The sequence below is a fragment of the Pseudomonas sp. PS02302 genome (genome assembly GCF_029959585.1).
GTDB lineage: Bacteria > Pseudomonadota > Gammaproteobacteria > Pseudomonadales > Pseudomonadaceae > Chryseomonas > Chryseomonas aestiva.
Window position 1 is genome coordinate 123,211 of record NZ_JASCON010000001.1, and the last position, 23,986, is coordinate 147,196.

Annotated in this window: 24 protein-coding genes and 1 pseudogene; 14 read left to right on the forward strand and 11 right to left on the reverse strand. The window is 57.5% G+C overall.

From position 1 onward, the window contains the following. Positions 1-24 precede the first annotated feature (24 nt). Together QMX82_RS00635 and QMX82_RS00640 are read right to left on the reverse strand one after the other, a co-directional pair. Positions 25-264: a TIGR03758 family integrating conjugative element protein gene (locus QMX82_RS00635; RefSeq protein ID WP_115946264.1), complete on the reverse strand. Its 240-nt coding sequence runs from the start codon at positions 262-264 to the stop codon at positions 25-27. Continuing rightward, positions 261-620: an integrative conjugative element protein, RAQPRD family gene (locus QMX82_RS00640; RefSeq protein ID WP_282280845.1), complete on the reverse strand. Its 360-nt coding sequence runs from the start codon at positions 618-620 to the stop codon at positions 261-263. Before QMX82_RS00640 ends, QMX82_RS00635 begins: the two co-directional genes overlap by 4 nt. A gap of 504 nt (positions 621-1,124) precedes the next feature. Between QMX82_RS00640 and QMX82_RS00645 the strand changes: the two genes are divergently transcribed. Continuing rightward, the gene (locus QMX82_RS00645) at positions 1,125-1,382 is read left to right on the forward strand and encodes a hypothetical protein (RefSeq protein WP_282280846.1); all 258 of its coding nucleotides are present in this window, start codon (positions 1,125-1,127) and stop codon (positions 1,380-1,382) included. A gap of 134 nt (positions 1,383-1,516) precedes the next feature. Here the strand turns inward: QMX82_RS00645 and QMX82_RS00650 are convergent, their stop codons facing one another. Next, complete coding sequence (locus QMX82_RS00650) at positions 1,517-2,404, reverse strand: NAD(P)/FAD-dependent oxidoreductase (protein ID WP_282280847.1); 888 nt, start codon at positions 2,402-2,404, stop codon at positions 1,517-1,519. Positions 2,405-2,522: 118 nt separating this feature from the next. Between QMX82_RS00650 and QMX82_RS00655 the strand changes: the two genes are divergently transcribed. Beyond that, positions 2,523-2,966 (forward strand): Rrf2 family transcriptional regulator, encoded by a 444-nt coding sequence (locus QMX82_RS00655; RefSeq protein WP_282280848.1) that lies wholly within the window; start codon positions 2,523-2,525, stop codon positions 2,964-2,966. Between the two features lie 259 nt (positions 2,967-3,225). On the opposite strand, the gene QMX82_RS00660 is transcribed toward QMX82_RS00655, so the two are convergent. From QMX82_RS00660 to hemA, 6 genes are read right to left on the reverse strand one after another with little or no spacing between them, the layout of a single operon-like run. After that, the gene (locus QMX82_RS00660) at positions 3,226-3,948 is read right to left on the reverse strand and encodes a DUF4400 domain-containing protein (RefSeq protein ID WP_282280849.1); all 723 of its coding nucleotides are present in this window, start codon (positions 3,946-3,948) and stop codon (positions 3,226-3,228) included. After that, complete coding sequence (traD, locus tag QMX82_RS00665; protein ID WP_282280850.1) at positions 3,941-6,031, reverse strand: type IV conjugative transfer system coupling protein TraD; 2,091 nt, start codon at positions 6,029-6,031, stop codon at positions 3,941-3,943. The genes QMX82_RS00660 and traD overlap by 8 nt, the downstream gene beginning before the upstream one ends. 8 nt (positions 6,032-6,039) lie before the next feature. Next, positions 6,040-6,498, reverse strand: coding sequence for an integrating conjugative element protein (locus QMX82_RS00670; RefSeq protein ID WP_282280851.1), 459 nt, complete (start codon positions 6,496-6,498; stop codon positions 6,040-6,042). After that, positions 6,498-6,752 carry a hypothetical protein gene (locus QMX82_RS00675; RefSeq protein WP_282280852.1) on the reverse strand — a complete coding sequence of 85 codons (255 nt, stop codon included), beginning with the start codon at positions 6,750-6,752 and terminating at the stop codon, positions 6,498-6,500. The genes QMX82_RS00670 and QMX82_RS00675 overlap by 1 nt, the downstream gene beginning before the upstream one ends. Beyond that, positions 6,749-7,249 (reverse strand): GNAT family N-acetyltransferase, encoded by a 501-nt coding sequence (locus QMX82_RS00680; protein WP_282280853.1) that lies wholly within the window; start codon positions 7,247-7,249, stop codon positions 6,749-6,751. The genes QMX82_RS00675 and QMX82_RS00680 overlap by 4 nt, the downstream gene beginning before the upstream one ends. Then, complete coding sequence (gene hemA, locus QMX82_RS00685; protein WP_282280854.1) at positions 7,249-8,481, reverse strand: 5-aminolevulinate synthase; 1,233 nt, start codon at positions 8,479-8,481, stop codon at positions 7,249-7,251. The genes QMX82_RS00680 and hemA overlap by 1 nt, the downstream gene beginning before the upstream one ends. A 153-nt stretch (positions 8,482-8,634) precedes the next feature. Between hemA and QMX82_RS00690 the strand changes: the two genes are divergently transcribed. Continuing rightward, positions 8,635-9,528 carry a helix-turn-helix transcriptional regulator gene (locus tag QMX82_RS00690; RefSeq protein WP_282280855.1) on the forward strand — a complete coding sequence of 298 codons (894 nt, stop codon included), beginning with the start codon at positions 8,635-8,637 and terminating at the stop codon, positions 9,526-9,528. 938 nt (positions 9,529-10,466) lie between these two features. Here QMX82_RS00690 and QMX82_RS00695 read toward each other — a convergent pair. Further along, on the reverse strand, positions 10,467-10,874 hold the full coding sequence (locus QMX82_RS00695; RefSeq protein ID WP_282280856.1) for a hypothetical protein: 408 nt from the start codon (positions 10,872-10,874) through the stop codon (positions 10,467-10,469). Between QMX82_RS00695 and QMX82_RS00700 the strand changes: the two are divergent. After that, positions 10,873-11,200: pseudogene (locus QMX82_RS00700) on the forward strand (2-oxoadipate dioxygenase/decarboxylase family protein); the annotation flags it as partial. The gene QMX82_RS00695 and the pseudogene QMX82_RS00700 sit on opposite strands and share 2 nt — an antisense overlap. A gap of 74 nt (positions 11,201-11,274) precedes the next feature. After that, the gene (locus QMX82_RS00705) at positions 11,275-11,469 is read left to right on the forward strand and encodes an Lrp/AsnC ligand binding domain-containing protein (protein WP_282280857.1); all 195 of its coding nucleotides are present in this window, start codon (positions 11,275-11,277) and stop codon (positions 11,467-11,469) included. Between the two features lie 3 nt (positions 11,470-11,472). Here QMX82_RS00705 and QMX82_RS00710 read toward each other — a convergent pair whose 3' ends face one another. Then, positions 11,473-13,179 carry a cellulase family glycosylhydrolase gene (locus tag QMX82_RS00710; RefSeq protein WP_208693439.1) on the reverse strand — a complete coding sequence of 569 codons (1,707 nt, stop codon included), beginning with the start codon at positions 13,177-13,179 and terminating at the stop codon, positions 11,473-11,475. Positions 13,180-13,573: 394 nt separating this feature from the next. On the opposite strand from QMX82_RS00710, the gene QMX82_RS00715 reads away from it, so the two are divergent. The 9 genes from QMX82_RS00715 to gmd are packed head-to-tail and all read left to right on the forward strand — an operon-like array spanning position 13,574 to position 23,980. Beyond that, complete coding sequence (locus QMX82_RS00715) at positions 13,574-14,368, forward strand: ABC transporter permease (RefSeq protein ID WP_208693440.1); 795 nt, start codon at positions 13,574-13,576, stop codon at positions 14,366-14,368. Beyond that, positions 14,365-15,582 carry an ABC transporter ATP-binding protein gene (locus QMX82_RS00720; protein WP_208693441.1) on the forward strand — a complete coding sequence of 406 codons (1,218 nt, stop codon included), beginning with the start codon at positions 14,365-14,367 and terminating at the stop codon, positions 15,580-15,582. Before QMX82_RS00715 ends, QMX82_RS00720 begins: the two co-directional genes overlap by 4 nt. A 2-nt stretch (positions 15,583-15,584) precedes the next feature. Further along, positions 15,585-16,595: a class I SAM-dependent methyltransferase gene (locus QMX82_RS00725; protein WP_208693442.1), complete on the forward strand. Its 1,011-nt coding sequence runs from the start codon at positions 15,585-15,587 to the stop codon at positions 16,593-16,595. A gap of 16 nt (positions 16,596-16,611) precedes the next feature. Next, a complete protein-coding gene (locus tag QMX82_RS00730; protein WP_208693443.1) occupies positions 16,612-17,799 on the forward strand; it encodes a glycosyltransferase in 1,188 nt (395 codons plus the stop codon). Further along, positions 17,792-19,555: a glycosyltransferase family 4 protein gene (locus QMX82_RS00735; RefSeq protein ID WP_208693444.1), complete on the forward strand. Its 1,764-nt coding sequence runs from the start codon at positions 17,792-17,794 to the stop codon at positions 19,553-19,555. Before QMX82_RS00730 ends, QMX82_RS00735 begins: the two co-directional genes overlap by 8 nt. A 10-nt stretch (positions 19,556-19,565) precedes the next feature. After that, positions 19,566-21,614 (forward strand): DUF6311 domain-containing protein, encoded by a 2,049-nt coding sequence (locus QMX82_RS00740; RefSeq protein WP_208693445.1) that lies wholly within the window; start codon positions 19,566-19,568, stop codon positions 21,612-21,614. A 26-nt stretch (positions 21,615-21,640) separates the two neighbouring features. Then, a complete protein-coding gene (locus QMX82_RS00745) occupies positions 21,641-22,597 on the forward strand; it encodes a glycosyltransferase family 2 protein (RefSeq protein ID WP_208693446.1) in 957 nt (318 codons plus the stop codon). After that, entirely contained in the window at positions 22,594-22,935 is a 342-nt protein-coding gene (locus tag QMX82_RS00750; RefSeq protein WP_208693447.1) for an SMR family transporter, read from the forward strand. The genes QMX82_RS00745 and QMX82_RS00750 overlap by 4 nt, the downstream gene beginning before the upstream one ends. A 13-nt stretch (positions 22,936-22,948) precedes the next feature. Next, the gene (gene gmd / locus QMX82_RS00755) at positions 22,949-23,980 is read left to right on the forward strand and encodes a GDP-mannose 4,6-dehydratase (protein ID WP_208693448.1); all 1,032 of its coding nucleotides are present in this window, start codon (positions 22,949-22,951) and stop codon (positions 23,978-23,980) included. Positions 23,981-23,986: the final 6 nt, after the last annotated feature.

Below are 23,986 nucleotides of genomic sequence, written 5' to 3' on the forward strand. Positions count from 1 at the left end.
AGACACGTTCAGGTCCTCCACGAGTCAGGAGAGCAGTAGAAAAATCAGGGCCAGGTACAGGAAGAAAAAACGCACCGCGACGCCCAGCAGCTGGCGTTGGGTCATGCGGTGTTCGGCCCAGCTCACGAAGGCCGTACGCAGTGCCCAGACGCCCCAGAGCTGAAAGACGGCAAAGACCAGGCTCAGCACCACCGTGGAGACGGCAGCAGGGGTGAAGCCACCGCTGGCCTGAAAGGCTGTGCTCTGTGCGGCGGAGAGGGTCATGGCGAGGACGCCTCATGTGGATCGACCTCGCGGGCGTAGTCACCTGCCAGCGGCTGCAGATCCCTGGGCTGGGCCCGAGACGGCGTCAGGTAGTGTTTGATGCCCTGGCGGATGCGCTGCAGGTCTTGCTGTAGGCGGGCATAGTCGAAGTGGTAGCGGGTGCCTGCAGGGGCTGTGCGCGCAGCGGTCTGGACGGCCAGGTGTTCGGTGATCGTCAGCTGCCGGATGACGGCGGCTAGCTGCTCACGCTCAGCGTCACTGTCGCCCGCCTGCGCTTGGGGGGCGCTTAGGGCAACCGAGAGCGGTGTGAGGAGGAGTGCCCACTGAAGTAGGGCGAGGCCTTTGCGCGTTGCCATCTTGCTCGCGTCCTGAGCGATTCGATGGCGCGAAGGTGCCGTTTACGGGAGCGTCACGCCGCAGAAAATCCGATTCAGCGCGTACCCGGTTTTCTGTGGACGGCGGCCTCACCGAGAAAGCGGAGCGCACGCCAGCCGGTTTGTTGGTTGCAACCGGTAACTACGAACGTTAGATTTTGGCTGTCGTGGTCAATCCCGCGACCGGGCGTGAGAACCTGGAAGTTGTCCAAGGCGCGGTAGCGTCATAGTGCTTAGCCAGTATTTGCATGCTGCGCTAATGCTCCTCTATGGCGGGCCGTGTGAGGCAGGCTTTTGCCTGGCCGGTTCCCTTGGACGCCGGATTCTCACCCTTGCACGGTCCGCCTCCTATGCTCGTGAGAAGGCTGGTAGGCGGTTCCTTAACCTGTCCAAGGAGTAAAAGGAAAATGCCTCGTCCTCCTTTCAAGCCCGGGCTCCGCCTGGCACATCCAACTACGTGTCTTACCTCTCGCACGGAGGTGTGCCATGACTAGTCGCACCAGCACCATTGTTCCTTTTCCAACGCCTCTGCTTCGGGCGCGCCAGCCAGACTTCGAGTCGGATACGCCGGATGCCGAAGCTGAGTTGCATGTTTCAGTGCTGAGCGATCTGCTGGATCAGTTGGCGTCTGAGTCGGTAGAGAACGGAGAACTTCGTCAGCAACTGCTTGCGTCGATGATGCGCGAGTTGCTTAACGATGTTGTCGTGCTTTACCGCCAAGCCCTGACAGAAGCACGACGTTAACAACCCTCTTGAGCAATGACGCTGCACCTGTCAGATAAGGTAGAGCTGGCAGGTGCGCTACTGTCCTTGCCAAGAAGACAGGTTAATACGTGCTAGTGCTTTGGTAGAAAGCCGGCGGCCTGAAGTTGCTTCGCTCAGCGAAAGATCAACGACTGGTGAGCTGCGCCACCTGTGCGAGCACCGTCGCCGACCGCGATCGCAACGTTACCGGCAGCCACTGCCGCATCTCCGCAGGCAAACACGCCTGCCACGCTGGTTTCCCGCATTTGATCTACTGTCAGGAAATCGCCTAAGGGACCGCTTTCAACGGCAAGGCCCAACTGCTTGATCAGGGGGTTGTTCAGATGCGTGCGTGGTTGGACGAACAGTCCAGCAAGCGTAATCACATGACCACTGGCCAGTGTCACTTCCAACCGCTCCCCACCAATAGAAACAACCTGCTCTTGCTCGAGCAAAACGCCACGCTGTGCAAGCTTCTCGCTTTGCTCTGCATCGGGCTGGAAGGCGCCGTTGAGGAACAAGGTTGTTGCTCCCCAATCAGGCAGCATCACGGCCTGATGGATAGCGAGTGGTGAGCTAGCCAGGACACCGATGTTTCCTTTGTCCAGCTCATACCCATGGCAGTAAGGGCAGTGGAAGACCTGTCGCCCCCAGCGCTCAGCCAAGCCAGGAATATCTGGCAGCTCATCGGTGACGCCGGAAGCCAGAATCAGCCGACGGGCATTGAAGGTGAGGCCATCGCTTGTAGCGATAGAGATCACATCGGTCTGTTTCTCTGCTGCAACCGCAGACGCGTCATGCCAGGTGACGGATGGGTAGGCGAGTAGTTGCCGACGTGCTTGGTCAGCAATTGCATCTGGGCTGTTGCCGTCTTGCCCCAGGAACCCATGAGACGTGCCAGCGAATCGATTACGGCGTTGCGCAGCATCAATCACCAACACAGAACGGCGCGCCCTAGCCAGTTGCATGGCAGCGGACACACCGGCGTAGCTGCCACCCACAACGATCACATCGTAGATCATGGAATTTCCCTCTTGAATTTCAGGAAACAACATAAGTTACGTGATGAGCGAAAGTCTAGCTCTTGTAACTTTTCTTGTGTCGAGAGATGCTGGCCGGCTTGAATGAGGCTTTTGAGCTATGAGAAATGACACGCGCCTATCGCGGATGCTGCATACGCTGATTCACATGGCTCGCCATGAACAGCCTGCGACGTCTGACACCTTGGCGCAGATGCTGAGTACCAATCCGGTGGTCGTGCGCAGGACGATGGCCCTGCTCAAGGAGCAGGGGTACGTTCGTTCTGAAAAGGGTCATCGGGGAGGGTGGATGCTGGCAAAGCCCCTTGCACAGATCACACTGCTAGATATCCATCAGGCGCTCGGGTCGTCGTCGATTTTCGCCATAGGTTTGGCGACCGATCATCCTGAATGTCTGGTTGAGCGAGCCGTAAACAATGCGCTGACCGAGGCATTCGATGCCGCGCAGGCTTTGCTGCTGACGCGCCTGCGAAGTATCACGCTGCAGCAGCTAGCGGATGACTTCGAACAGCATGCCGAGCTACTCGAGACGACCAGAGCGTAACGTCTTCATGAGATCCCGGCTGATCCCTAAAGCCCTGTCTGGAAGCAGCTTCTATCCTCGGGTGATGAAGTAAAAGGACCGCTCGTTGGGCGGCTTATCGTGCTTGGCTTGATGAGCGAACAGCTGGAAAACTGCTAAGGGTTATATCTGGGCGCGCACGATCAATAAACAGTGCAGGGTTCCACGTGAAACGTGTCGTAGCCTGGCTGGCGATTACTTCCCTATAGGTCTTGCTAGATGGAATAGCCGAAGCTGTTCGTCAGAGATGCTTCTTGAAAGTCCCAATGGCGATTGCGGCCATCAGGCCTGACAGGATCGCACTCACAATCGCAAAGCTGGCAATAGACAGGCTGATGGGCAGTACCAGGTACATGAACCCTGGCAGCAGTGTCAGTGGAACGAAGAGGGCCTTCGCGCGGTGATGGAGATAGCCCGATTCACGCTGTACGTTGAAGCGACGCACTTGCCGTCGGACCAAGCCGTCTACGGTACCGACGAGCACGCTCAGCATCAGCAGAGGCAGAGCCTGAAGCAGCAGTAGGCTTCGTATGCCAATGCTCAGCGCGCTGTGCCGAGCTGCAGATAAAGCCTCTTTTAGCCCCGAACGTTCTTTTGCCCAAGGCAAACGCGGCGTCTTATAGCCAAGGATGCTGGGTACGGCTGGGAGCCTGCCCTGCAGCTCGATCCATGGGTTGGATAGCGCCATGAGCTGCACTGAGCGTTTGGTATTTAGCCACGTACGGGAGATCGACTGCCATCGATCCGGCCAAGGCGTGCGGGCGAGATCGCGTCGATCCTGCTCGTAAAGGATCTGCGCGTGCAGATCGCGGTTATCCGGCCAAACGAACAGCATGCCGAAGCCTTCCAGCAAAAGCCGAAGGAGCAGCGCGGCGCACAGCAGGCCCAGGACGGTAAAGGGCAGTAGCAGAAGCTGGGTAAACCCTCCGTAACGACGCGGCCGGGTGTCTACAGCTTCACTCATGAGGAGATGCCCCAGCAGTCGAAGTCACCGGTGGCTCTGGGGCGGTCGGGAGTGTTGAGTCTGGTTCGCCAGATGGCTCAGCCGTCTTAGGTCCGAACGGGCGCCGACGCATGGCAGCGGTCAACGCGCGAAGATCAGCCGGTAAATCATCATCAGTGTCTGGTAGCGGCAAGGGCATGCGCACCTTCCACAGCGCACCACCCTCAAGCAGCGCAAAGCACTGCCCCTTGGGCAACGCGACGAGATGAGCGGGCTCGATGAGAGGCCGGCGACTGCCCACGAGCTGATCTTGAGTGCTGGAGGTGAAGGCGCTGGCAGCCGCTGGATCAGAGGTATCGGTGACGCTACTGGATTGCGCGGGTGTATAGACGTCGACCTGGGGGAGTTGGCGGGTCAGCAGCTCGGCCGTGGCTGTTTCGCGTACACGCAGCATGAATAGGTTGTTGAAGTTGCCAATCACCTGACCCGCCTTGGCGCGATTACCTAGCCGCGCCTCGATATCCGACAGGGTCTGGGTATAAGCCGTCACCTGAACGCCAGCGCCGCCGCCCTTGTTAACCAGGGGAATAAACTCATCACCCATCAGTTCGTTGAACTCATCGGCGTGCAGATTGATGGTTGGCTTGGTGCCTGGCTTGCCGCCGGGTAATCCGCTGTCGACGCCGAACTTGTAGAGGTGTCCCGCCACCGAAACCAGATCCGCAAACATGGAATTGCCTACGGCTGCGGCGACCTCGGCATCGGATAGGGCATCCAAGCCCACATAAACAATGGCGCGTTGGCGAACGACTTGTAGCCAGTCGAAGATGGGCCGCGGATCCTGCAGATCCTCGTAGTCAGGCGAGAGCAACTGGACGATCTTGCCGGTGGTGAGCTTCTCCAGCAGGGGCAGGAGGGATGCCACAATCTTGTCGAAGAAGCTGCGCTCGTAGCGCACGGCGCTGCGCAGGCCATCGAGCACCGGATCGAAGTGATGCGTATTGGAAAGGTACTGCTCGAGGGCAACGACTCGGATCTCCCGCCCAATCATGTGCCGCGGCAGATTACGGTTGTTCAGTCCCGCCTCAAGCGTGAGGATTGCCTCCCACGCCTCGGGCTCACGTGTGGCGAAGTAGTGTTCGGCGTACTGAATAAACAGCGCATCGATGTTGATGACATAGCGCTGGATCAACCGATAGTCAGGGCGCTGACCCAACTCCACCAGCGCGCGCGCGATGATGTTGACGAAGCGCCAGGCAAACTCGCGAAAGGCGGCGCTATCGCCTTCACCTGAGAGTTGCCCGGCAAGACGAGTAGCCACCTCGGAGATACGACCAAAACGGCCGACGGCGTTGTACCGAGCCGAGCTGTTGGGCCAGCCCAGGTGGAACACCAAAAACTCCTGCTCACGGCCGGCGCGCTTGGCTTCGGCGTACATCCGCTTGAGCAGATCTGCATCGCCTTTGGGATCGAACACGATCACCACTTCATGCTCGCCCTGCGCATTGCGACGGTGGATGTCCTGCGCGATGAAGAGCTCGGCCAGCCGCGTCTTGCCGACCCGCGTTGTACCCAGTACCAGCGTATGGCCCACCCGCTCGTTCAAGGGTAGGCAGACGTCTTGCTCGTCAGGCTCGACGCCATGAAGGCGAGGCAGGCCGCCAATGGCGGCTTGAGTCAGGTGACCGCGCCGCGAAGGCTGTTTGAAAAGGTATTGGATAAAGCGGTCATACCGGCTTGGCTCGACATAGCGGCGGCACTGCGGCAAATAGGTCTCGAGCAAGCGTTGGGTATGCCGCGCCTCCCAGCGAAACCCACGGCCGATGAACAGCGTTTGCGTGCTGACCGGTATCGCAGCGCTGGACAGGGTGTAGGCAGGCAGCCGCCGAAGATTGCGTCGGTAGCGCAGGATGCGATGAGCCTGATACAGCCGTGCGGCGGCGAGGCATAGGAATGCCGTTGTGGCGAATGAGACCATTGGGGCCGAGAGCCCGAACGTTTCGGGGATGAGTGCAACAAGGCCAGCCGCTAGCATGCAGGCGACAACGCTGTACAACTCCACGGCTGGACGAAGCCAGCGCTCATAGCCGGTTGGATGGGACATGGCCTGCGCTACCTGTCATCCGCAATTGGCAGGAGCAGCACAGGGTAGTGGTGCAGCCCCAGGCGTTGGGCGAGGTCATCCCCCGAGGTTGGAATGAGAGTGAGGTCGGGGGCCAGGCGCCGAAGTTCGGCCAAGGCCGCGGCAGTGTCGATATTTACCACCAGGCCAATAGCCTGCTGGTCCTTCAGCTGCCGCCGCTGCTGGCGCAGCCAATGACGTGAGTACTCATCATCCCCGATGAGAAACAGGGGGCTAAGCCCAGGTGCTTGGAGCGCTCGTGTCGAAGCTTCACTTGGAGTCAGTCTTTGTGATCGCACCGGTAGCATGGCGGCCTCAGCCTCATAAGCATCGGCAGGAAACGGGGTCACAGTGGCCGTACGTGGTGGAGCTGGCCGCTTGAACGGCTCGAAGTACGGCTGGGTGGAAACACCTCCCTCGTGATCCACCACGATGAGTGGGTCCGCCATTACCTGCAGGCATATCCGCTTAGCTCCGTCAAGATTCGTGCATGACTTTCATCGTTGACGCTGACCACGACGATGTCGGGCTCGAAGTGATGAAGCGCGGACGCCACCGTAGGAAAGAATGGCAGTTCTGATGCCTTGGGTTTCCGATCAACATACGCCAAGCGCAAGGGCATGCCAGTACTGACGGACAGGTGTTCAAAGGCACGCCAAAAACGGTGACCGGCATAGCCCAGACCGACGATCAGGACGTTCATGGCCGGCGCTCCGCACGTACCAATAGGGCTTCGCCAGTCGAGGCGAATCCGAGCCTCTGGTAGAGCGAGGTAGCAGCAGGCGTAGTTTGCAGAGCTACCGAGTTCACATGGCGCGCCTTGAACCAGTCTAGAAGCCGCTGCATGAGTGCCGTTGCGATACCGCAGCGGCGCAGCTTAGGTGTTACGGCTACCGACTGAACCCAACCCGATCGGCCATTGAGACAATCCGGAGCCGGGGCGCGGTCATCAATGATGCCTGTGGCGCAGCCAAGTATGGCTTGGGTGTGCTTATGTTCAGCGCACAGGATGAGTACCCGATCTGACCTTTCAACACGGTCCGCCAGCCAAAGCGGGTAGGCGCTGCGCCAACGCTCAATGTCTGCAGGTGTACGGCTGGCGTAAGGCGCTCCGCCGGCATCTAGTAGATGGGCTCTAAGCTCGATAAGAGCAGGAATGTCGTCAGGCGTAGCACGCCGGATGTCGTATGAGATGCTCATCACGCAACCTCCGCACCAATCCGCTGGGAGGCAAAAGGGATGGCGAAGTGCTCGAAGGTTTCTCGTAGGGCGAGAGCCAGTTGCTCGATCTGCTCATCGCTATGGTTGGGCGTTGCGTTAACGCGGAAGCGTTCCGTGCCTACGGCGACCGAAGGAAAATTGATCGGCTGGAGATAGATGTGATGGGTTTGCAATAGGCGTCCTGCAGCCGCTTTGCAACGCTCGGCATCGCCGATTAGTACCGGCAAGATGTGGGTGCGTGAGCAGGGCATGACGGGGATGTCCTGTTCCAGAAGCTTGCCGCGCAGTTTGGCGGTATGCGCGTGCAGTCGCTGCCGTTCTGCGTCACTGTCCTTGAGGTGTTCGATACTCTTGATGCAGCCTGCCGTTACCGCGGGCGGCAGGGACGTGGTGAAGATGAAGCCCGTTGCAAAGGAACGTACAGCATCGATGATGACGGAGCTTGCGGCGATATAGCCACCGATGACACCAATGGCTTTAGCCATAGTGCCTTGGATAATGTCTACCTGCTCCGCAATGCCTAGTTCAGCCGCAACACCGGCACCCCTAGGCCCATACATCCCTACCGCATGTACTTCGTCGAGGTAGCTTAGAGCGTTGTATCGCTTGGCCAGCGCAACAATTTCTCCAACGGGGGCGACATCGCCGTCCATGGAGTAAATCGACTCGAAGACAATGATCTTGGGTCGGTCATGGGAGTAGGTTTGTAGCAGTTGCTCCAAGTGCTCGAGATCGTTGTGCCGGAAGATATGGCGCTCATTCGAAGTTGAGCGGATGCCGTTGATGATCGAGGCATGGTTACGCTCATCACTGATCACCACGCAATCGGGCAACTCCCGCAGCAGACACTGCAGGGTGGCCTCGTTAGACCCGAAGCCGGTAGGAAACACCAGTGCCGCTTCCTTACCGTGCCAGTCGGCCAAGCTTTGTTCTAATTGTCCGTATAACGCATGAGAGCCCCCAATGTTGCGCGAACCTCCCGAACCTGCACCGTAGGCATCCAAGGCCTCGTGCATGGCGCTCCGTACCTTGGAATGCTGGGACATGCCCAGGTAGTCATTGCTGCACCACATCACGACTGGTGATTGCGAGCCGTCGGCCAGGCGAGCCAGAGGGTAGCGGCCACATAAGCGGTCCAAGGTTGTAAAGGTGCGGTACTGGTTGGCCTGTTTGAGGGCTTCCAACTTCTGATGCAAGAGCGTGTTGTACATCCGTTTGACTCCTAGACAGTAATAGCAAGCGCGTCTGTTCCTCCTCGCGCGACAGCCCTGACATAAGGCACTCGGCGCCAGGACGCGCTATTCTTCGCACCCTTTTAAGCCTGTTACAATTTGGTTGTTTATACTGTTACTGGGAGTAATGGCATGCCGGCGGCACGGTCTTTGGAACGTTCTCGGATTGAGCTTGCAGAATTTCTAAGAAGTCGCCGGGAGCGGCTGACGCCTGAAGAGGTTGGGTTGCCTTCCGGCGGGCGACGGCGGACACCTGGGCTACGGCGTGAGGAGGTAGCGACGCTGGCACGAGTGGGTCTCAGTTGGTACACCTGGCTCGAGCAGGGCCGAGAAATCAGCGTGTCCTCGACTTTTTTGGACAATCTATCCCGTGCACTCAAGCTCGATGCCACGGAGCGTCGTCATCTCTATCTACTCGCCCAACAGCGGCCACCGTGTGAGCCCGGCAGGACGTGGTGCGTAGTTCCGCCCCTGATTATTCGGTTGATAGAGGATTTGGATGCCCGCCCGTCCTACGTTTTGAACCTGCGCTGGGATGTGTTGGCTTGGAATGACGCGGCTGACCGACTGTTTGGCTTTTCGGAGCAGATCCCTGAGCGACGTAATTTGCTTTGGATGCTGTTTACGTCCAAGCGGCTACGCCAGCTTCTCGACCCATGGGAGGGCCAAGCAGTCCAGATCTTTTCGAGCTTCCGGCGCGATTTTGTTCAGGGAACCCAGGACGCAGACATCGTGGGACTGGTAAAGGACCTGGAGCGGGTAGCCCCAGAATTTTGTGACTGGTGGAATCGGCAGGACATCCATGGGCCCTGCCAAGGGATTCGATACTTCCGACTCGATGGAATAGGCCAGATGGTGTTTGAGCACACGACGCTTACAGTAGATGTGGACCGACATCTACGGCTGGTTTACTACGCTCCACAGCTGGATGGAGCACAGAACGCGACGTCCGAGCGCTGGCTTAAGGAAGGGGAGAAAGAAGCTCATGTCACGAAGCCAAGTGACCTGGCTGAGGAGTATCCATGACCAGGTCGCGTCTCGACTACAGATTTGCAGCCTACGCTGATGAACAAGCGGTGGTAGCGGCCTTAGAGAAATCTTTCGCCAAAGCCCATAGGCTTTTCTAGCCGTCACAACCTCATGGACAGCTGAGCGCCACACGAGCGACGCTCAGCTGTCTCCTCCCCTAGGGGTGACGAGCCTCTGATAGCGCTCTGCGATAGAGCGTCACCATTTCATCGAGTAGATCTCTAGCCATATAGGCCGCAATCCGTTGACGTAGGTCTGTCGGGCTATCCGCGTTGCCCTGATCGTTGGCTAGGCGATCCAACAGGTCGCTGAGCATTGAAGCCCGTATATCCGCGTCTGCCTCTGGCGACTCTCGGGTGAGCTCAGGCTGTCGCATCGAGGCTGGGCTGACAGGGAAGGGAAGGACCGCACCTTTCGTATCAGCCATTGTTCACCTCCATCATGAAGGTACAACGCAACGAGGTAAGGCAGGGGAGGGGCGCGTGCTTAAAAGGAAGACGATGCATGTTCATGCTGCTCCTAGGTTCGGTTAAGGAGCCGCCACCACCGTTGCTACGCGGTATGGAGGCGGACCGTACGGGGGTAGCAAACCGGGAACCAAGGGAACCGGCCAGGCCGAAGCCTGCCCCGCACGGCCCGCCATAGAACGCACACAACCAGATGCTAAGCATTGGCTGTGAGCTATGACGCTGCCGCGCCTTGGTTTGTCAGGTTGCTACACCCGTCCACGGGATTGACCGTGGCCCGTAAAATCTAACGTTTAGGCCCAGCGACTGCAAATAATTGGCACGGATCACGCGCCCGTTTCCGCAGTGTCTACTATGGCTTGGCCTTCCCGCCTTGTTCGTCCAGCGCATGGGTTTTGGGTGCCGATAGAGCTTCACCTTCTAGCTTCGCCATTACTGTCGACGCAGAAGGTGTGTCCCCTACGCTTGCTAGTGGGTGTCCATGGACTGCGCAGACTGTCCAACCAGCATGACGCCGGGAGAGCCGATGGAGGCTGCATCGGCGACTTGAGCGAAGGCCCCGTCCTTGCCGACCGTTGCGCCGACATAGGTGGGTTGGGTCGTCGAGAGACCGTCCCACACCACCGATGCAGCAGTGCCAGCGCCGTAAGCCGCCCCTGCATGCTGACCGTCGCTGAGGGTCGCGCCGTTACCGGCAGGCGCTGCTGTGATCAGGGTTCCGTCACTGGCAAGCACCGCGGTTAGGTCGTAGTTGAAGGCAGCCGCGACGTTGCCCAGTTTGTCGAACAGCACCACGACTAGGTTAGTACTAGCGGTGAGAACCCTATTGCCGTTGAGCGTAATCGCCGACGAGAACTGATCGGCTTCATCCGTCACCTCGCTGGTGCCCCTGGAGCTGATTGAGGACGCAACTGGCCGAAGGGGTCCTGAATGAGCGCCGCATCTTCACGCCGGGCTCGCTGGAACTGATCGAGCGCGCCGAAGCCCAGGGCGGGCTGACGGATGCCGAGGCCGATGCCTTCGCCCACGAAGCCCTCGAGACCTTTCGCTGGCACCGCGAGGCCAATGTCGACGCCCGCCTCTATCAGCGCCTGCACGATGCCCACCGGCTGATCGCCGACTTGGTCTGCTTAAAGGGGCTGCACATCAACCACCTGACCCCGCGTACCCTCGACATAGAAGCCGTCCAGGCGCAGATGCCCCCCGCAGCATCGCGCGACTGTGCCATCAGCGTCCTGCCGCGCAGCACCGCTGGTGTCATCCGCGCGCTGGAAAGATGGTCGAGGTCGAGGAGGCCTCCTCGGTCAGCGGCCAGTTCGACTACTTGGCCTTCCTACGCTGCACCACCCACGAAAAGCTCGACGAACTGCTCGACCGCATCGGCAACCTCGACGGGGTCAAGCAGACCCAGACGTCGATCATCCTGAATCGGAAGATCGATCGGCGGGGTGGGGCGGGGACCTCTCGATAGCGTTCAGCCGTTACGTTTCCGATATTCGCTGCTCTGCTGAATGGCATAGGCTACGTCCGCTACGGTCATTGCGCCGCTGGTCACCTGTGAGGTCCATGCCTGCAGGCCTTCGCTATCGGCCTCTCGCCCTAAATAGGAATGATAGAGCTGGCGGATCTGTAGCTGAACCCGGCTGCGATATTCACCACTCTGGAGCAGAGCTGTCTTCACGTCGGAGAGACTCAGGCCGCCATCCACGATCTGTTGGGTCCAATAGTTCAGGCCGCCCGCATCTGCACCACGACCCAACTGAGCAGAGTAAAGCTGATCAATGGAGCTCCGCACCGTGCTCTGATACTCCTCGCTCTTCTTGAGTGCATTCACCAGCGCGGCAGTGGACATGCTTCCGTTGCTGAGTTGGGCCGACCAGTAGTTCAGCCCTCCCGCATCGGCACTGCGACCGAGATAGCTCTGATACAACCGGTCTACGGTGGCTCTTGCCTGATACTCCGGGCTGGCCATCAGCGCATTGATGACCCCTGCGAGGGACATCCGTCCGCTGGCTATCTCGCCTGACCAGTAGTTTAGGCCAGCTTGGTCGGGGGCTCGCCCAAGATAGTCCTGATAGGCACTAGCAACGAGGTTGGCAGCCATCGGGTCACTGTTAGGTAGATTGGGAGTAGTTTGAGGTCCTATCGCCGTGCAGCTTCGATCATCCAGATAGGCCTTGAGCGTGGGCCATTGAGGACGCTCGATACCATTGATTGGCTCAACCGATAGGTTGTAATTGCCCCAGCCAGGGCCTGCAGCCCAGTAGGTGGCGGGGATGCAGTTCTGCTTGAGGTAGGCCAGCATCCGCCCCATGATGGTATTCCAGCGTGGATCGCTGTCTGGCACACCGAATTCACCGATCATGCCTCGCTTGCCATTTTTCTTCAGCCACTGGATGAACGGTTTGACCCGCTCAACGCCATAGTCCTCACTGGTCGTGCCGGAAGACGCATTGGCATAATTGCCACCACCTCCTTCACCGTCGAAATAGACGTGAGCTTGGAAGATGAGGTTGTTCGCAGGGTCTTTCAGTGCCAGCAGCGAGTCATTCCATAGCGGCCAGCGGGCAGCCTCTGCCCAACCATTGCCCTCCACCATGATCGGTCTGACCCGGTCGATAGTCCTGATGCCGTCAATGCCGCGTTGTGCGGCAACGGGCCATTGCTCCACGGCATCGTGGGGCTCATTCATCAGATCGTAGGCGTACAGGGATGATTGACCACTCCATCGCTGTGCGATGCGCGTCATGACGTCCTGATAGTGGGCATATGAGACGCCACCTGTCCCTATCACGGTGCCGCGATATCTCATGTAGTTGTGCAGATCCAGGATGATCTGCATGCCGTATTTCTGAGCGTACCCAAACGTGTGATCGATCAAGCTCGCGTAGGTGGGATCCAGGGCACCACCCAGCGTTGGCTGTAAACGCTCCCAAAGGATTGGGAAGCGTACGAGCTTGACGCCACGGGCGCTCCATTGGCTGAAGTAGCCCTCTACCGGGAAGATGTAATGAGTACCGTTGATGCCTGGTAGCACCTGGGGAGCGAAGCCTGCGCCCGACAGATTCAGGCCGACGAGATGAACCTGCTCGGCCACAGCCAGAGGCGCGGCGGCGCCACAGGCCAGTGTGAGAGCCAGGGATCGGATGAGGTTCCTGAGACTGCTATTCAGAAAGGTCATACGGCGCCACAAAATGATAGTCCCCTATCTTTTCTAGGGGACTGATGATCGGAAGATGGCTTAGCGCGCGGTTCACATCCCAGAGGGATTGGATTCGCAACTAGTACAGGTATCTGTCACCGATCGATTTTCTTGAGCAGGAAGGTGATGAATGGCGAAGGTGGAAGGTCGTGATCGAAACCTTCTGCCTGAGGCCCTGTCACAGCGGGCCGTTTCAAAAAACCGGCAGGTCAACCGGTGCTACGACGCACGATGCGTTACCGATGCGTTACCATCGACCGCCGTCGAACGCGGGAGTGATGGCGTTAGGCTAGTAGCTTCCGTTAGTCAGGAAGTCTGAGGATGGAGCGGCGTATCGTTTTTAGGTCTGACAATCACTGGATAGCCAAGATTGATGAGAGTTTTTCTAGCAAGTCTTTGGAGTTATCGGGGGTTCATTTTTTCCTCCGTTCGCAATGAGCTGAGGTCCCGCTTCATCAGGAGTCGGCTGGGTGGTCTGTGGATGATTCTGCATCCACTGACGCAAGTGGCCATCTACGCCTTGATCCTTTCTGAGATTCTGTCTTCGCGCCTGCCAGGTATCGACAACAAGTATGGTTATGCCATCTATCTCATGGCGGGTACGCTGGGCTGGAGCCTTTTCAGTGAGCTTATCGGACGCTGTCTGACCCTCTTTATCGATCAGGGCAATTTGATCAAGAAAATGCTGTTTCCCAAGATCACTCTTCCCGCAATCGTCTTGGGTTCGGCTATCAGCAACAATGTTCTGCTTCTGATTGCCATGCTGGCTGTTTTCGCTCTGCTCGGTCATATGCCCGGATTAGCCATTGCTTGGTTGCCATTGGTGATGCTGATCACCTGTGCCTTTGCAATGTCTCTTGGACTATTCCTTGGCGTACTCAATGTCTTCATGCGTGATATCGGTCAGATCGTCCCCATCCTGTTGCAGATCCTCTTCTGGTTCACTCCTATTGTTTATCCGATCACCATCATTCCCGCTTATTTAAGGGACTATGTTTCCTTGAATCCGCTCTACGGATTGGTTGATGGCTTTCACAAGATTCTGGTTTACAACCAGGCACCTGATCTGAAGAGTCTGGCTGTTCTCGGTTGCATTAGCGTGGTCATGCTGGTTGCAAGCCTGTTCGTGTTCCGCAAAGCCACGCCAGAAATGGTCGACGTCCTATGAGTCTGTTGAAAGCGGTAAATATTGGCAAAAGCTACAAGACCTATAGATCCGAGTGGCATCGCATAGCCGGCTGGTTCGGGCGGCGAGTGGATCCCAAGGAGGAGAAGTGGGTCCTCAAGAACATTAACTTCGAGTTGCGGGCTGGCGAGGCGGTAGGGATCGTGGGTCAGAACGGCGCCGGCAAGAGCACGCTGCTGAAGATCATCACAGGTACCCTCGCCCCAACTGAGGGCCAGCTTCAGTGCCGGGGCCGAATTTCCGCGATACTCGAACTGGGCATGGGCTTCAATGGAGAGCTGACCGGCCGGCAAAACGCGGCTCATACGGCGGGATTGATGGGGTTTTCCCAAGCGCAGATCGCCACCGTCATCGACGAGATCGCCGAATTTGCCGAGATTGGCGATTACTTCGACAAGCCTGTGCGAATGTATTCCAGCGGCATGCAGATGCGCGTCGCCTTTGGCGTCGCTACGGCCTATCGACCCGAGATCCTCATCGTCGATGAAGCCCTGTCCGTGGGCGACGCCTACTTCCAACACAAGAGCTTCAACCGGATCAAGGAATTCCAAGAGCAGGGCACAACCTTGCTCATCGTTTCCCATGATCGAAGCTCGATCCAGGCGCTATGCGATCGTGCACTGCTGCTTGATGGCGGCTCCATTGTCAGGGAAGGCAATCCTGAGGAGATTCTCGACTATTACAACGCGCTGATTGCGGATAAGGAAAATTCCAAAATCGAAACGCGAGTGCTGCCCTCTGGGCAGGTACAGACAATTTCGGGAACCGGCGAAGTCAAGATCAGCGATATCACCCTGACCAATGAAAAAGGCGAAGCGGTGGAAATCGTTTCTGTCGGGCAACGTGTTTCGTTGAGGATCAATTGCCGTGCCTACCAAGACATACCGGAACTGGTCTGTGGCTACATGATCAAGGATCGGCTGGGGCAGACCATCTACGGCACCAATACCTATCACCAGAAACAGATCATCCGCAACGTCAAGGCTGGTGGCTCGGTAGAATTCGCGATCGAATTTATCGCGGCACTGGGACCAGGCAGTTACTCCTTCTGTATCGCGCTGCATTCCGCCGACTCGCATTTGATCAACAACTACGAGTGGCGGGATTTGGCGCTGGTGTTCTCGGTGGTGAATACCGGACAGCCCGAATTCATTGGAATGGCCTGGTTGCCTTCCACCATTACCTGTCGAGTTTGAGCATGAGCCAGGATTTTTACTGGGAGTTCGAGCAAATCTATCGGGGCCCAGAGTTCCTTATCAAGGGACGCCTGCAAGCCTATCAGCCTGTATTGGATCACTTACGCGAGGCACTTCCTGACTGCGTGGCAGTGGACGTGGGATGCGGCCGCGGAGAGTGGCTGACGCTGTTATCCGAAAACGGCTTTCGCGGAATCGGGGTGGATACCAACGAGAGCATGGTGCAGCGGTGCCACGCTCAGGGTCTGGAGGCCCACCTTGCGGACGCTTTGGCTTACCTCCAGAGCTGTAGCAGTGACTCTTTGGGAATGGTGACGGGATTCCATATCGTCGAGCATATTCCCGGCGACAAGCTGCAAGCGCTGTTTGCCGAGGTGTATCGCGTGCTACGTCCGGGTGGCGTAGTGATTTTTGAAACGCCAAACCCCGAGAATCTGTTGGTCAGTACGGCAAGTTTCTATCTTGACCCGACTCATTTGCATCCCCTGCCTCGTCAGTTGCTGCAGTTCTATGCGCAATGGGCCGGCTTTTCTCAAAGCTTCATCCTGCGCCTGCAGGAGCAGAGAGAGCTCTATGAGCAGGCACCTGAAACGCTGAAGAGCGTACTGGGTGCGGTGAGTCCGGACCATGCCCTTGTCGCGTTCAAGTCGGATCAGCACTGGCCCGTGTATGAAACGTTGGTTCAGCATGAGCATGATGGCGGACTATCCCAGCAGGTTGTGCTCGAGCGCTTCGATGCCGGGTTGCAACGTGAGCGGATGCAGCTCGCTCAACTGCAACAGCAGGTAGCAGATCTGCATGACAGCGTAGCTTCATTAACTGCTGAAACTGCCCATTTGCAGGGACGGTTGACCGAAGTCGAAGCGCGTCAGCATTCCGCTCGGGATGTGCAGGAAGCGCGTCGCGCACACGATCTGCAGCAAGATGAACGGCTCTCCAATATCGAGCAGGCGCTGGGCAAGACCTTCGGCACTCGCGTTAGACGCAAGCTCAAAGCGCTCCTAGGGCGATGAATCAGGTAGCAGATTGATGAATGTTCTGTTGTTGGCCACCTATCCGGCCGAACCCGCCCTACATGGCGGACAGCTGCGTCTACGGGCACTGCAAAAGGCCTATATTGATGCGGGGTGCCAGGTTCAGGTGGCGGGCGTACTGGGAGGAGATCACTACGCCAGTGCGCCAGGGTTTTGCCCCTATCCAGGCAGTGATACTTTTGAAGCTCTGATTGAAAACTCTTTTCTGATGGAAGATTGGTGTCTCGGCGAGTTGTTTGCCAACTCCCCAGCTCACTATGAAGGTTTGAAGTCGCGCATCTCTTTCCGTCCAGACGTTATCCATGTTGAACAGCCCTGGCTGTTGAGATTTGCCGAGCGTTATCTGGCTGATACCAATAACCAGGCGCCGCTGATCTATGGTTCACAGAATATCGAATACCAACTCAAGGGCAGTATTCTCGGAAACTATTTCGATCAGGCCCATGTGGCGCGCTGCGTGGCGCTCATTCGACAGACCGAGATCTACGCTCTGCAACGTGGCGATCTGTGCTGTTGCGTTTCTCGCGAAGATATTGCGCACAGCCAGACCCTGGTAGCGCGAGACTACATTCTGGCTGCCAACGGCGTGGAAGGCTGGAATGCCAGCTTGGCTGACATAGAGGCGGCCAATCGCTTCTCGTCCCATGCTCCCTTCGCCCTCTTCTGCGCAAGTGCGCATCCACCAAATGTGAAAGGATTCGAAGACATGCTCAGCGGCGGCTTCGGAGCCTTGGCGCCCCATGAGCGGATAGTGCTGGCCGGCAGTGCAACTGAGTCCATCATGAACAGCCCTGCCGTCAGTCAATCGCTCAGCTTGAGACGCAAATTGATACCTGCCGGGATTCTCCCGAGAAGTACGCTTGAAGGTCTACTGACAACCGCCAGAGCTATCGTTCTGCCCATCACTCAGGGCGGCGGAACCAATCTCAAGACTGCCGAAGCCCTATGGGCCAACAAGCCAGTCGTGGCGACTCGCGTCGCCATGCGAGGTTTCGAGCCTTTCCTCGAATCAACCGGTGTCGTGATAGGCGATGACGCTGCGGCTTTCAAACGGGGTTTGCGCAAGGCCATGAGTGGCGAGCTTGTACCCAATCACTCCGATCGCCGCGACTCGGTGCTATGGGAGTCCTGCCTCGCCGAAATCGTCTCCAGCGCCACCTTACGGAATGCCTGCAGTGAATAAGATCCTTTGGTTCAACGTCACCACTTCGCTGAATTGGAAGCGGCCTCCCGTTGGCGTAGTCAGGGTCGAGCAATCGATCTTCGAACAGCTCAGCAATATGGCCGGTTTCGGATTTGACGTTCGACCCTGCTACTGGAACGGGCAGGCCTTTGTCGAAGCCAAGGCGCTGATACAACCACAGCAAGCGAGTCCTTCCGCTGCCCCGGGCGTAAAAGGGGAGAGTGCGGTATCGCGCCGTGACTATCTGTTTAAGCCAATTCCCAAACGGGAAGCGGCCAAGCAACTGGCCCAAGGCCTGTTTTCACTGGTACCAGCCGGGGCCAAGCCGCATGCAGACAGATTGCTGCGCCAGTCCAAGAAGCTTGCCGTACGCTACGTGATCTGGCGCAGCCGTCAGCGTCAACTCAGTTACTCACAACCGCCAGTATCAACGGTTAATGCTGGTGTCAGTCCGAACAATTGTCCGTTTCGGCCGGGCGATATCTTCGTTTCCATGGGGCTCGACTGGGACAGCGGTTGGTATCCTCATTTGTACGATATCAAGCGCAAATACGGTATTAAAGTCATAACCTGCTGCTACGACCTTATCCCGGTTTTGTTCCCGCAATACTGCGTAGGCAACGTCGCTGAAAAATTCACGTCTTACTTCGTTGATCTGGCGCATGCGTCGGATTTGATTCTATGTATTTCTCAACAAACGCAACGTGATCTGGTTAAGTTGCTCGACGAAACCGGTGCGCCTCCTACCAAGACCGCGGTATTTCCCTTGGGGGACAATGTTCCGGAAGGCACTGAGCCGCCTTCGGAAGAATTGCGCAAGCTGACGGAGCAGCCTTTTATTCTGTTCGTTTCCACCATAGAGCGCCGCAAGAACCATCAACTGCTCTATAAGGCATATCACCTGCTGTGTGCAGAAGGGCATGCCGACAGCATTCCCAACCTCGTTTTTGTCGGCATGAGTGGCTGGGGTGTCAATGACCTCCTGATGGACATAGAGCTCGACCCGCTGACCAAGGGCAAGATTTTCCAATTCACCCATATCACGGATTCGGCACTGCGTTACCTCTATGAGCGCTGCGAGTATTTTGCCTACCCGTCACTGTATGAAGGCTGGGGTTTGCCGGTAGGCGAAGCCCTATCACTGGGTAAGGTGGTTCTGGCGTCCGATCAAGGCTCCCTGCCCGAGGTTGGCGGAGATTTGGTTACCTATCTAGATGCCTGGAATCCCCGCGCCTGGGCGGCAGAAATTCTGCGGTTGGCGCAGCAGCCGGCTGTTTTGGCCAAGCAGGCGGAACGAGTACGCGAAGGGTATCGCCCTCGTACATGGCATGACGGCGCGCGAGTCGTAGCTGAGCTTGTCAGTCAGTTCGAGCATCTGCCAGCGGACGTCTTGCAATGGCAGCCCGGCTACGATCTCTCTACCGAGGTAGGCGTCCATGTGGGGCCAGAAATCCATTCGGGCGACCGTCCCGGTTGGCTGGCATATGGCCCTTATCGGTCGCTAACCGCAGGTCGGCAGCGCGTCCAGGTGACTCTCACCGCTCTGAGCGCTTCCGAGATAGTGCTGGATGCGATCTCTGCCCAGGGGGCCCAGACGCATGGCAAACAGGTCCAGAACCTTGAGCCCGGAGTACACACACTCGAGCTGATAATCGATCTGGAACAGTCGGTTACCGACTTCGAAATCCGCTGCAAGCTGGTCAAGGGCGATCTACGTCTATCGAGTGTCCAGGTTGAGCGTCTGCAGGAGCGTTGAAAGGTCATCTATGAGTAGTGTTCTTGATTTCCTCAACCAGGATCGTCCAGCCTGGTTGAGGTATAGTTTTGCCTTGTTTCTAGGCATTGCCTTCGGTTATTGGCTGTTTGGACCAGAATTCATTCTTGGCCACTCAGCCTTCTTCCAGTCTGGGGATACTGCTCAAAGTCTTTCTGGCTGGTATGCCTTCCGCAACTCCCCATGGACCTGGCCACTACTGCAGACTGCGGTACTGAACCACCCTACCGGGGCAAATGTGGCGTTCACCGATAGCATTCCCCTGGCAGCGCTACCCTTCAAATTACTGCGAGCGGTCTTAAGTCCCGATTTCCACTATTTCGGGTGGTGGTACCTAGCGGTTTACGGATTTCAGGCAATAAGCGCGGTCTATCTGCTGGAAAAGCTGCACATCAAATCGCTGTTCGCTACCGTGGCAGCTTGTGCCTTTGCGTTGACCTTTCCCGTACTGGGATGGCGACTGGGACATACGGCGCTGATGACTCAGGGTCTATTGATCCTGGGACTGGCTTTGTACATTGCCATCGTGGATAGGCAGCTGGTATCTCGCCGCGCTCATCTGATCGGATTCATCGTGCTGATTCAGGCGGGCCTACTGATTCATCCCTATTTTTTCGCGATGCTGCTACCGCTGTATTTCTGCTCGTTGTTCGAAGCCTGGCGTCGAGGATTGATGTCGCTAGCCCGTGGCTTTGCCTGGTTGCTGGGCGCCGTGCTGATGAGCCTGGCAATTTTGAAAGGCTTTGGCTATCTATCCAACGGCTCGACGGATGCCGGGGGGTACGATTTCTTCTCCTTCAATCTGGCTGCGCCCTTTTGCGGTGGCAATCTTTGTACCTTCGTGGATGGCACGGGTGGCCAATACGAAGGCTATGCCTATCTCGGGCTTGGTCTACTGCTGGTCTTATCGGTCGCGGTGATGACTAGACCAGGAGAAGCCTGGCGTTTGATTCGCAGTCATGGATGGCTGGTGCTTTTGATGGCCGGTTTCACCGTTTATGCCATGTCCAACAAGATTGTCTGGCAGCACCACATCCTGATCCACCTGCCACCTGTGGCCGTTCTGGATCATTTGACCGGGACCTTTCGAACAGCGGGCAGATTTATCTGGCCCGCCATCTATGGGCTGTTGTTCGCCGGTCTCTATCTGTTGCTCAAGCGGCGGGATGCGCTGGCCGTGCTCGTGGTGACCGCGGGCGTCGTCATTCAGCTCTACGACGTGCGCGCTGTCCAGGCGACAGTCTGGGAAAAGGCACATCTGCCAGGACATTCCTTGGAAAAGCCCTGGCTGGCTGCCTTCCAGCAGGCGAAGGGCCTCTATCTCTTCCCAGCCTACGGCTGCGGAAAGGTTAAAGACGACTCTATCCTCAAGTACCAGTATCGCGCCGCTTACACTGGAACCCCGATCAATACGGGATACATGGCACGCGCGAACATGGACTGCGCGGCAAAGCTTCAAGAGCTCGAACAGGCAATAACGGGTGACAACCTGCTGGTAATGCCCGCTTTTACTGGTGAGATCTTCGCCATACCGCCTGTCTTCTTGGCTGCCATGGAGCAGGATCAATGTGTGGTCTTCGAACACGACCTGATCTGCAGCCGTTCCAAGGCCTTGCTTGATTCGCTACCAGGCGCGGTCTCGCCATCCGCTTTGCGCTATTCCCACACCTGGACTGGCGCGTCTTTCAGCAGCCTGGTCGGTGTTCCAGATGGCAATGCTCTGCGCACGCGTACGCCGGACGCCCAAGGCTTCCTAGCCTTCGGTCCCTATATCGAACTCTATCCTGGCAACTACCGGCTCAGGATTGACGTTTTCACTACGCAGCCCTATCCAGCCGCGGACGTTGGCAGTTGGGATATTGCCGGTATTGCGCCAGATGGGCAGCGCGTCGCTCTGGCCGCCGGTAACATCGTGGCAGGCCAGAACGTGATCGCGCCGTTCGAAGTAACCAAGCCACTGCAGCGAGTTGAGTTTCGAGTGATTGCCAACGGCGTACAAGAGCTTCGAGTGCAGCAAGTTACGCTCGAAAAAGATCGGTAATAGGGAAGGGATGGAGTGTGGTCGCGGTGAAAGAACTCATATCGGTTGTCATTCCGGCCTACAACGAAGAGAGGATCATTGGCACCAATCTGCCTATTATCCTGGAGACGTTGTTTTGCGAGAGTTACGACCTGGAACTGATAGTGGTCGATGATGGTTCCAAGGATACGACCGCGGCAATTCTCGAGGATTTGGCAGCGCTCGATGTTCGGATAAAGCCGGTCATCTTTACGCGCAACTTTGGCAAGGAGGCAGCGGTTCTTGCCGGTCTGGCTGAGGCCCGTGGCGCAGCCGCAATCGTTATGGATGCAGACCTTCAACATCCGCCCCAGATTGCTCGCCAGATGATCGATTTGTGGCGCAAGGGCATCCCGCTCGTGGAGGCCGTCAAGGCGGAGCGAGGCGATGCCAACATGGCCGATGGCCTGTTTGCCAAGGGATTCTATTGGGCTTTTCGCAAATTGTCGGGCATGGACCTCAATGGGCACAGCGATTACAAACTGCTGGACCGGCAAGTCATCGACGTCTATCTAGCGTTACCCGAGCGCAATCGGTTTTTTCGCGGGTTGATCCACTGGACTGGCTATACGAGCGCTCAGATTCCCTTCAGTGTCGCGGAGCGAAGCGGCGGGGCATCGCAATGGAACAAGCTGAAGCTGCTGCGCTATGCCATCGACAATATCACCAGCTTCACCAGCTTTCCGCTCAAGGTCATTTCGGCGCTGGGATTCGTCACGCTGATTGTCGGCGTACTGCTTGCCGCTCTGAGCGTTCTGCAGAAATTTCAGGGTGAAGCACAGGATGGGTTCACTACTGTCATCTTTCTCATTGCCATGATCGGTGGCGTGATTTTGCTGAGCATAGGTGTAGTAGGTCATTACCTGGCCAGAATCTATGACGAGGTTAAGCGCAGGCCCGAGTATCTAGTGAGAAAATCCCTGTCGCGTTCGTCAGTCGCGCAGTCCGAGCAGGAGCAGTCATGATCGCTGTACCCCATCTCGTTTTGCTGGCGATCATTCTGAACGTGGTCGCGCAGATCTTTCTCAAGTTTGCCGGCAGCAAGGGAGGACTCTTGAACCTCTGGCTGATCTCGGCGGTGATGGCCTACGGCGTCAGCTTCCTGCTGACCGCAAAGATCTTCGCTTTCAACGAAATCTCTCGGGTTGGCCCCCTTATGGCCAGTGCTACCTTCCTGCTGGTCTTCGCCAGCGGTGTGGTGCTGTTCGGTGAGCAAATCAGCCTGCAGAAGATCGCTGGTATTCTGGCTGTTATCGTTGGGATAACGCTGCTCTCACTTCCCCCCCTATCGAATGCATCTTAAGTCTGGAGTCCAAATGAAAGCTATTATCACCGGCATCACCGGTCAGGACGGCGCCTACCTGGCCCAACTGCTGCTGGAGAAAGGCTATACCGTCTATGGCACCTATCGCCGTACCAGCTCGGTCAATTTCTGGCGCATCGAAGAAGTGGGTGTCGCCGGCCATCCCAATCTGCATCTGGTCGAGTATGACCTGACCGACCTGTCCGCCAGCATCCGCCTGCTGCAGACCACCGAGGCCACCGAGGTGTACAACCTGGCTGCCCAGAGCTTTGTGGGCGTGTCCTTCGACCAGCCAGTAACCACCGCTGAAATCACCGGCGTCGGTCCGGTGAACCTGCTCGAAGCCATCCGCATCGTCAATCCGGAGATCCGCTTCTACCAGGCATCCACCTCGGAGATGTTCGGCAAGGTCCAGGCGATTCCGCAGATCGAGAGCACGCCTTTCTATCCGCGCAGCCCTTACGGCGTGGCCAAGCTCTATGCCCACTGGATGACCATCAACTATCGCGAGTCCTACGGCATCTTCGGCACCAGCGGCATTCTCTTCAACCACGAATCCCCCCTGCGCGGCCGCGAGTTCGTGACCCGCAAGATCACCGACAGCATCGCCAAGATCAAGCTGGGCAAGCTGGACGTGCTGGAGCTGGGCAACCTCGACGCCAAGCGTGACTGGGGCTTCGCCAAGGAATACGTCGAAGGCATGTGGCGCATGCTGCAGGCCGACAAGCCGGACACCTATGTGCTGGCCACCAACCGCACCGAGACCGTGCGCGACTTCGTCAGCCTGGCGGCCAAGGCCGTGGACATCCAGCTGGAGTGGAAGGGCGAAGGCGACAAGGAAGAGGGTTATTGCACCCGCAGCGGCAAGAAGGTCGTCGCCGTGAATCCGAAATTCCACCGTCCCGCTGAAGTGGATCTGCTGATCGGTGATCCCGAGAAGGCCAAGCGCGAGCTGGGTTGGGAGCCCAAGACGACCCTGGAGCAGCTCTGCCAGATGATGGTCGAGGCTGACCTGCGTCGCAACGAACAAGGCTTCTCGTTCTAACTAAGG

Bases quoted from the DNA above. Each gene is read 5' to 3' on its own strand.
- gmd (WP_208693448.1), top strand. From the start codon at position 22,949: ATGAAAGCTATTATCACCGGCATCACCGGTCAGGACGGCGCCTACCTG.
- QMX82_RS00740 (WP_208693445.1), top strand. From the start codon at position 19,566: ATGAGTAGTGTTCTTGATTTCCTCAACCAGGATCGTCCAGCCTGGTTG.
- QMX82_RS00670 (WP_282280851.1), bottom strand. From the start codon at position 6,498: ATGGCGGACCCACTCATCGTGGTGGATCACGAGGGAGGTGTTTCCACC.
- QMX82_RS00635 (WP_115946264.1), bottom strand. From the start codon at position 264: ATGACCCTCTCCGCCGCACAGAGCACAGCCTTTCAGGCCAGCGGTGGC.
- QMX82_RS00640 (WP_282280845.1), bottom strand. From the start codon at position 620: ATGGCAACGCGCAAAGGCCTCGCCCTACTTCAGTGGGCACTCCTCCTC.
- QMX82_RS00715 (WP_208693440.1), top strand. From the start codon at position 13,574: ATGAGAGTTTTTCTAGCAAGTCTTTGGAGTTATCGGGGGTTCATTTTT.
- traD (WP_282280850.1), bottom strand. From the start codon at position 6,031: ATGTCCCATCCAACCGGCTATGAGCGCTGGCTTCGTCCAGCCGTGGAG.
- QMX82_RS00650 (WP_282280847.1), bottom strand. From the start codon at position 2,404: ATGATCTACGATGTGATCGTTGTGGGTGGCAGCTACGCCGGTGTGTCC.
- QMX82_RS00710 (WP_208693439.1), bottom strand. From the start codon at position 13,179: ATGACCTTTCTGAATAGCAGTCTCAGGAACCTCATCCGATCCCTGGCT.
- QMX82_RS00730 (WP_208693443.1), top strand. From the start codon at position 16,612: ATGAATGTTCTGTTGTTGGCCACCTATCCGGCCGAACCCGCCCTACAT.
- QMX82_RS00655 (WP_282280848.1), top strand. From the start codon at position 2,523: ATGAGAAATGACACGCGCCTATCGCGGATGCTGCATACGCTGATTCAC.
- QMX82_RS00690 (WP_282280855.1), top strand. From the start codon at position 8,635: ATGCCGGCGGCACGGTCTTTGGAACGTTCTCGGATTGAGCTTGCAGAA.
- hemA (WP_282280854.1), bottom strand. From the start codon at position 8,481: ATGTACAACACGCTCTTGCATCAGAAGTTGGAAGCCCTCAAACAGGCC.
- QMX82_RS00720 (WP_208693441.1), top strand. From the start codon at position 14,365: ATGAGTCTGTTGAAAGCGGTAAATATTGGCAAAAGCTACAAGACCTAT.
- QMX82_RS00675 (WP_282280852.1), bottom strand. From the start codon at position 6,752: ATGAACGTCCTGATCGTCGGTCTGGGCTATGCCGGTCACCGTTTTTGG.
- QMX82_RS00750 (WP_208693447.1), top strand. From the start codon at position 22,594: ATGATCGCTGTACCCCATCTCGTTTTGCTGGCGATCATTCTGAACGTG.
- QMX82_RS00725 (WP_208693442.1), top strand. From the start codon at position 15,585: ATGAGCCAGGATTTTTACTGGGAGTTCGAGCAAATCTATCGGGGCCCA.
- QMX82_RS00660 (WP_282280849.1), bottom strand. From the start codon at position 3,948: ATGAGTGAAGCTGTAGACACCCGGCCGCGTCGTTACGGAGGGTTTACC.
- QMX82_RS00645 (WP_282280846.1), top strand. From the start codon at position 1,125: ATGACTAGTCGCACCAGCACCATTGTTCCTTTTCCAACGCCTCTGCTT.
- QMX82_RS00680 (WP_282280853.1), bottom strand. From the start codon at position 7,249: ATGAGCATCTCATACGACATCCGGCGTGCTACGCCTGACGACATTCCT.
- QMX82_RS00705 (WP_282280857.1), top strand. From the start codon at position 11,275: ATGGTCGAGGTCGAGGAGGCCTCCTCGGTCAGCGGCCAGTTCGACTAC.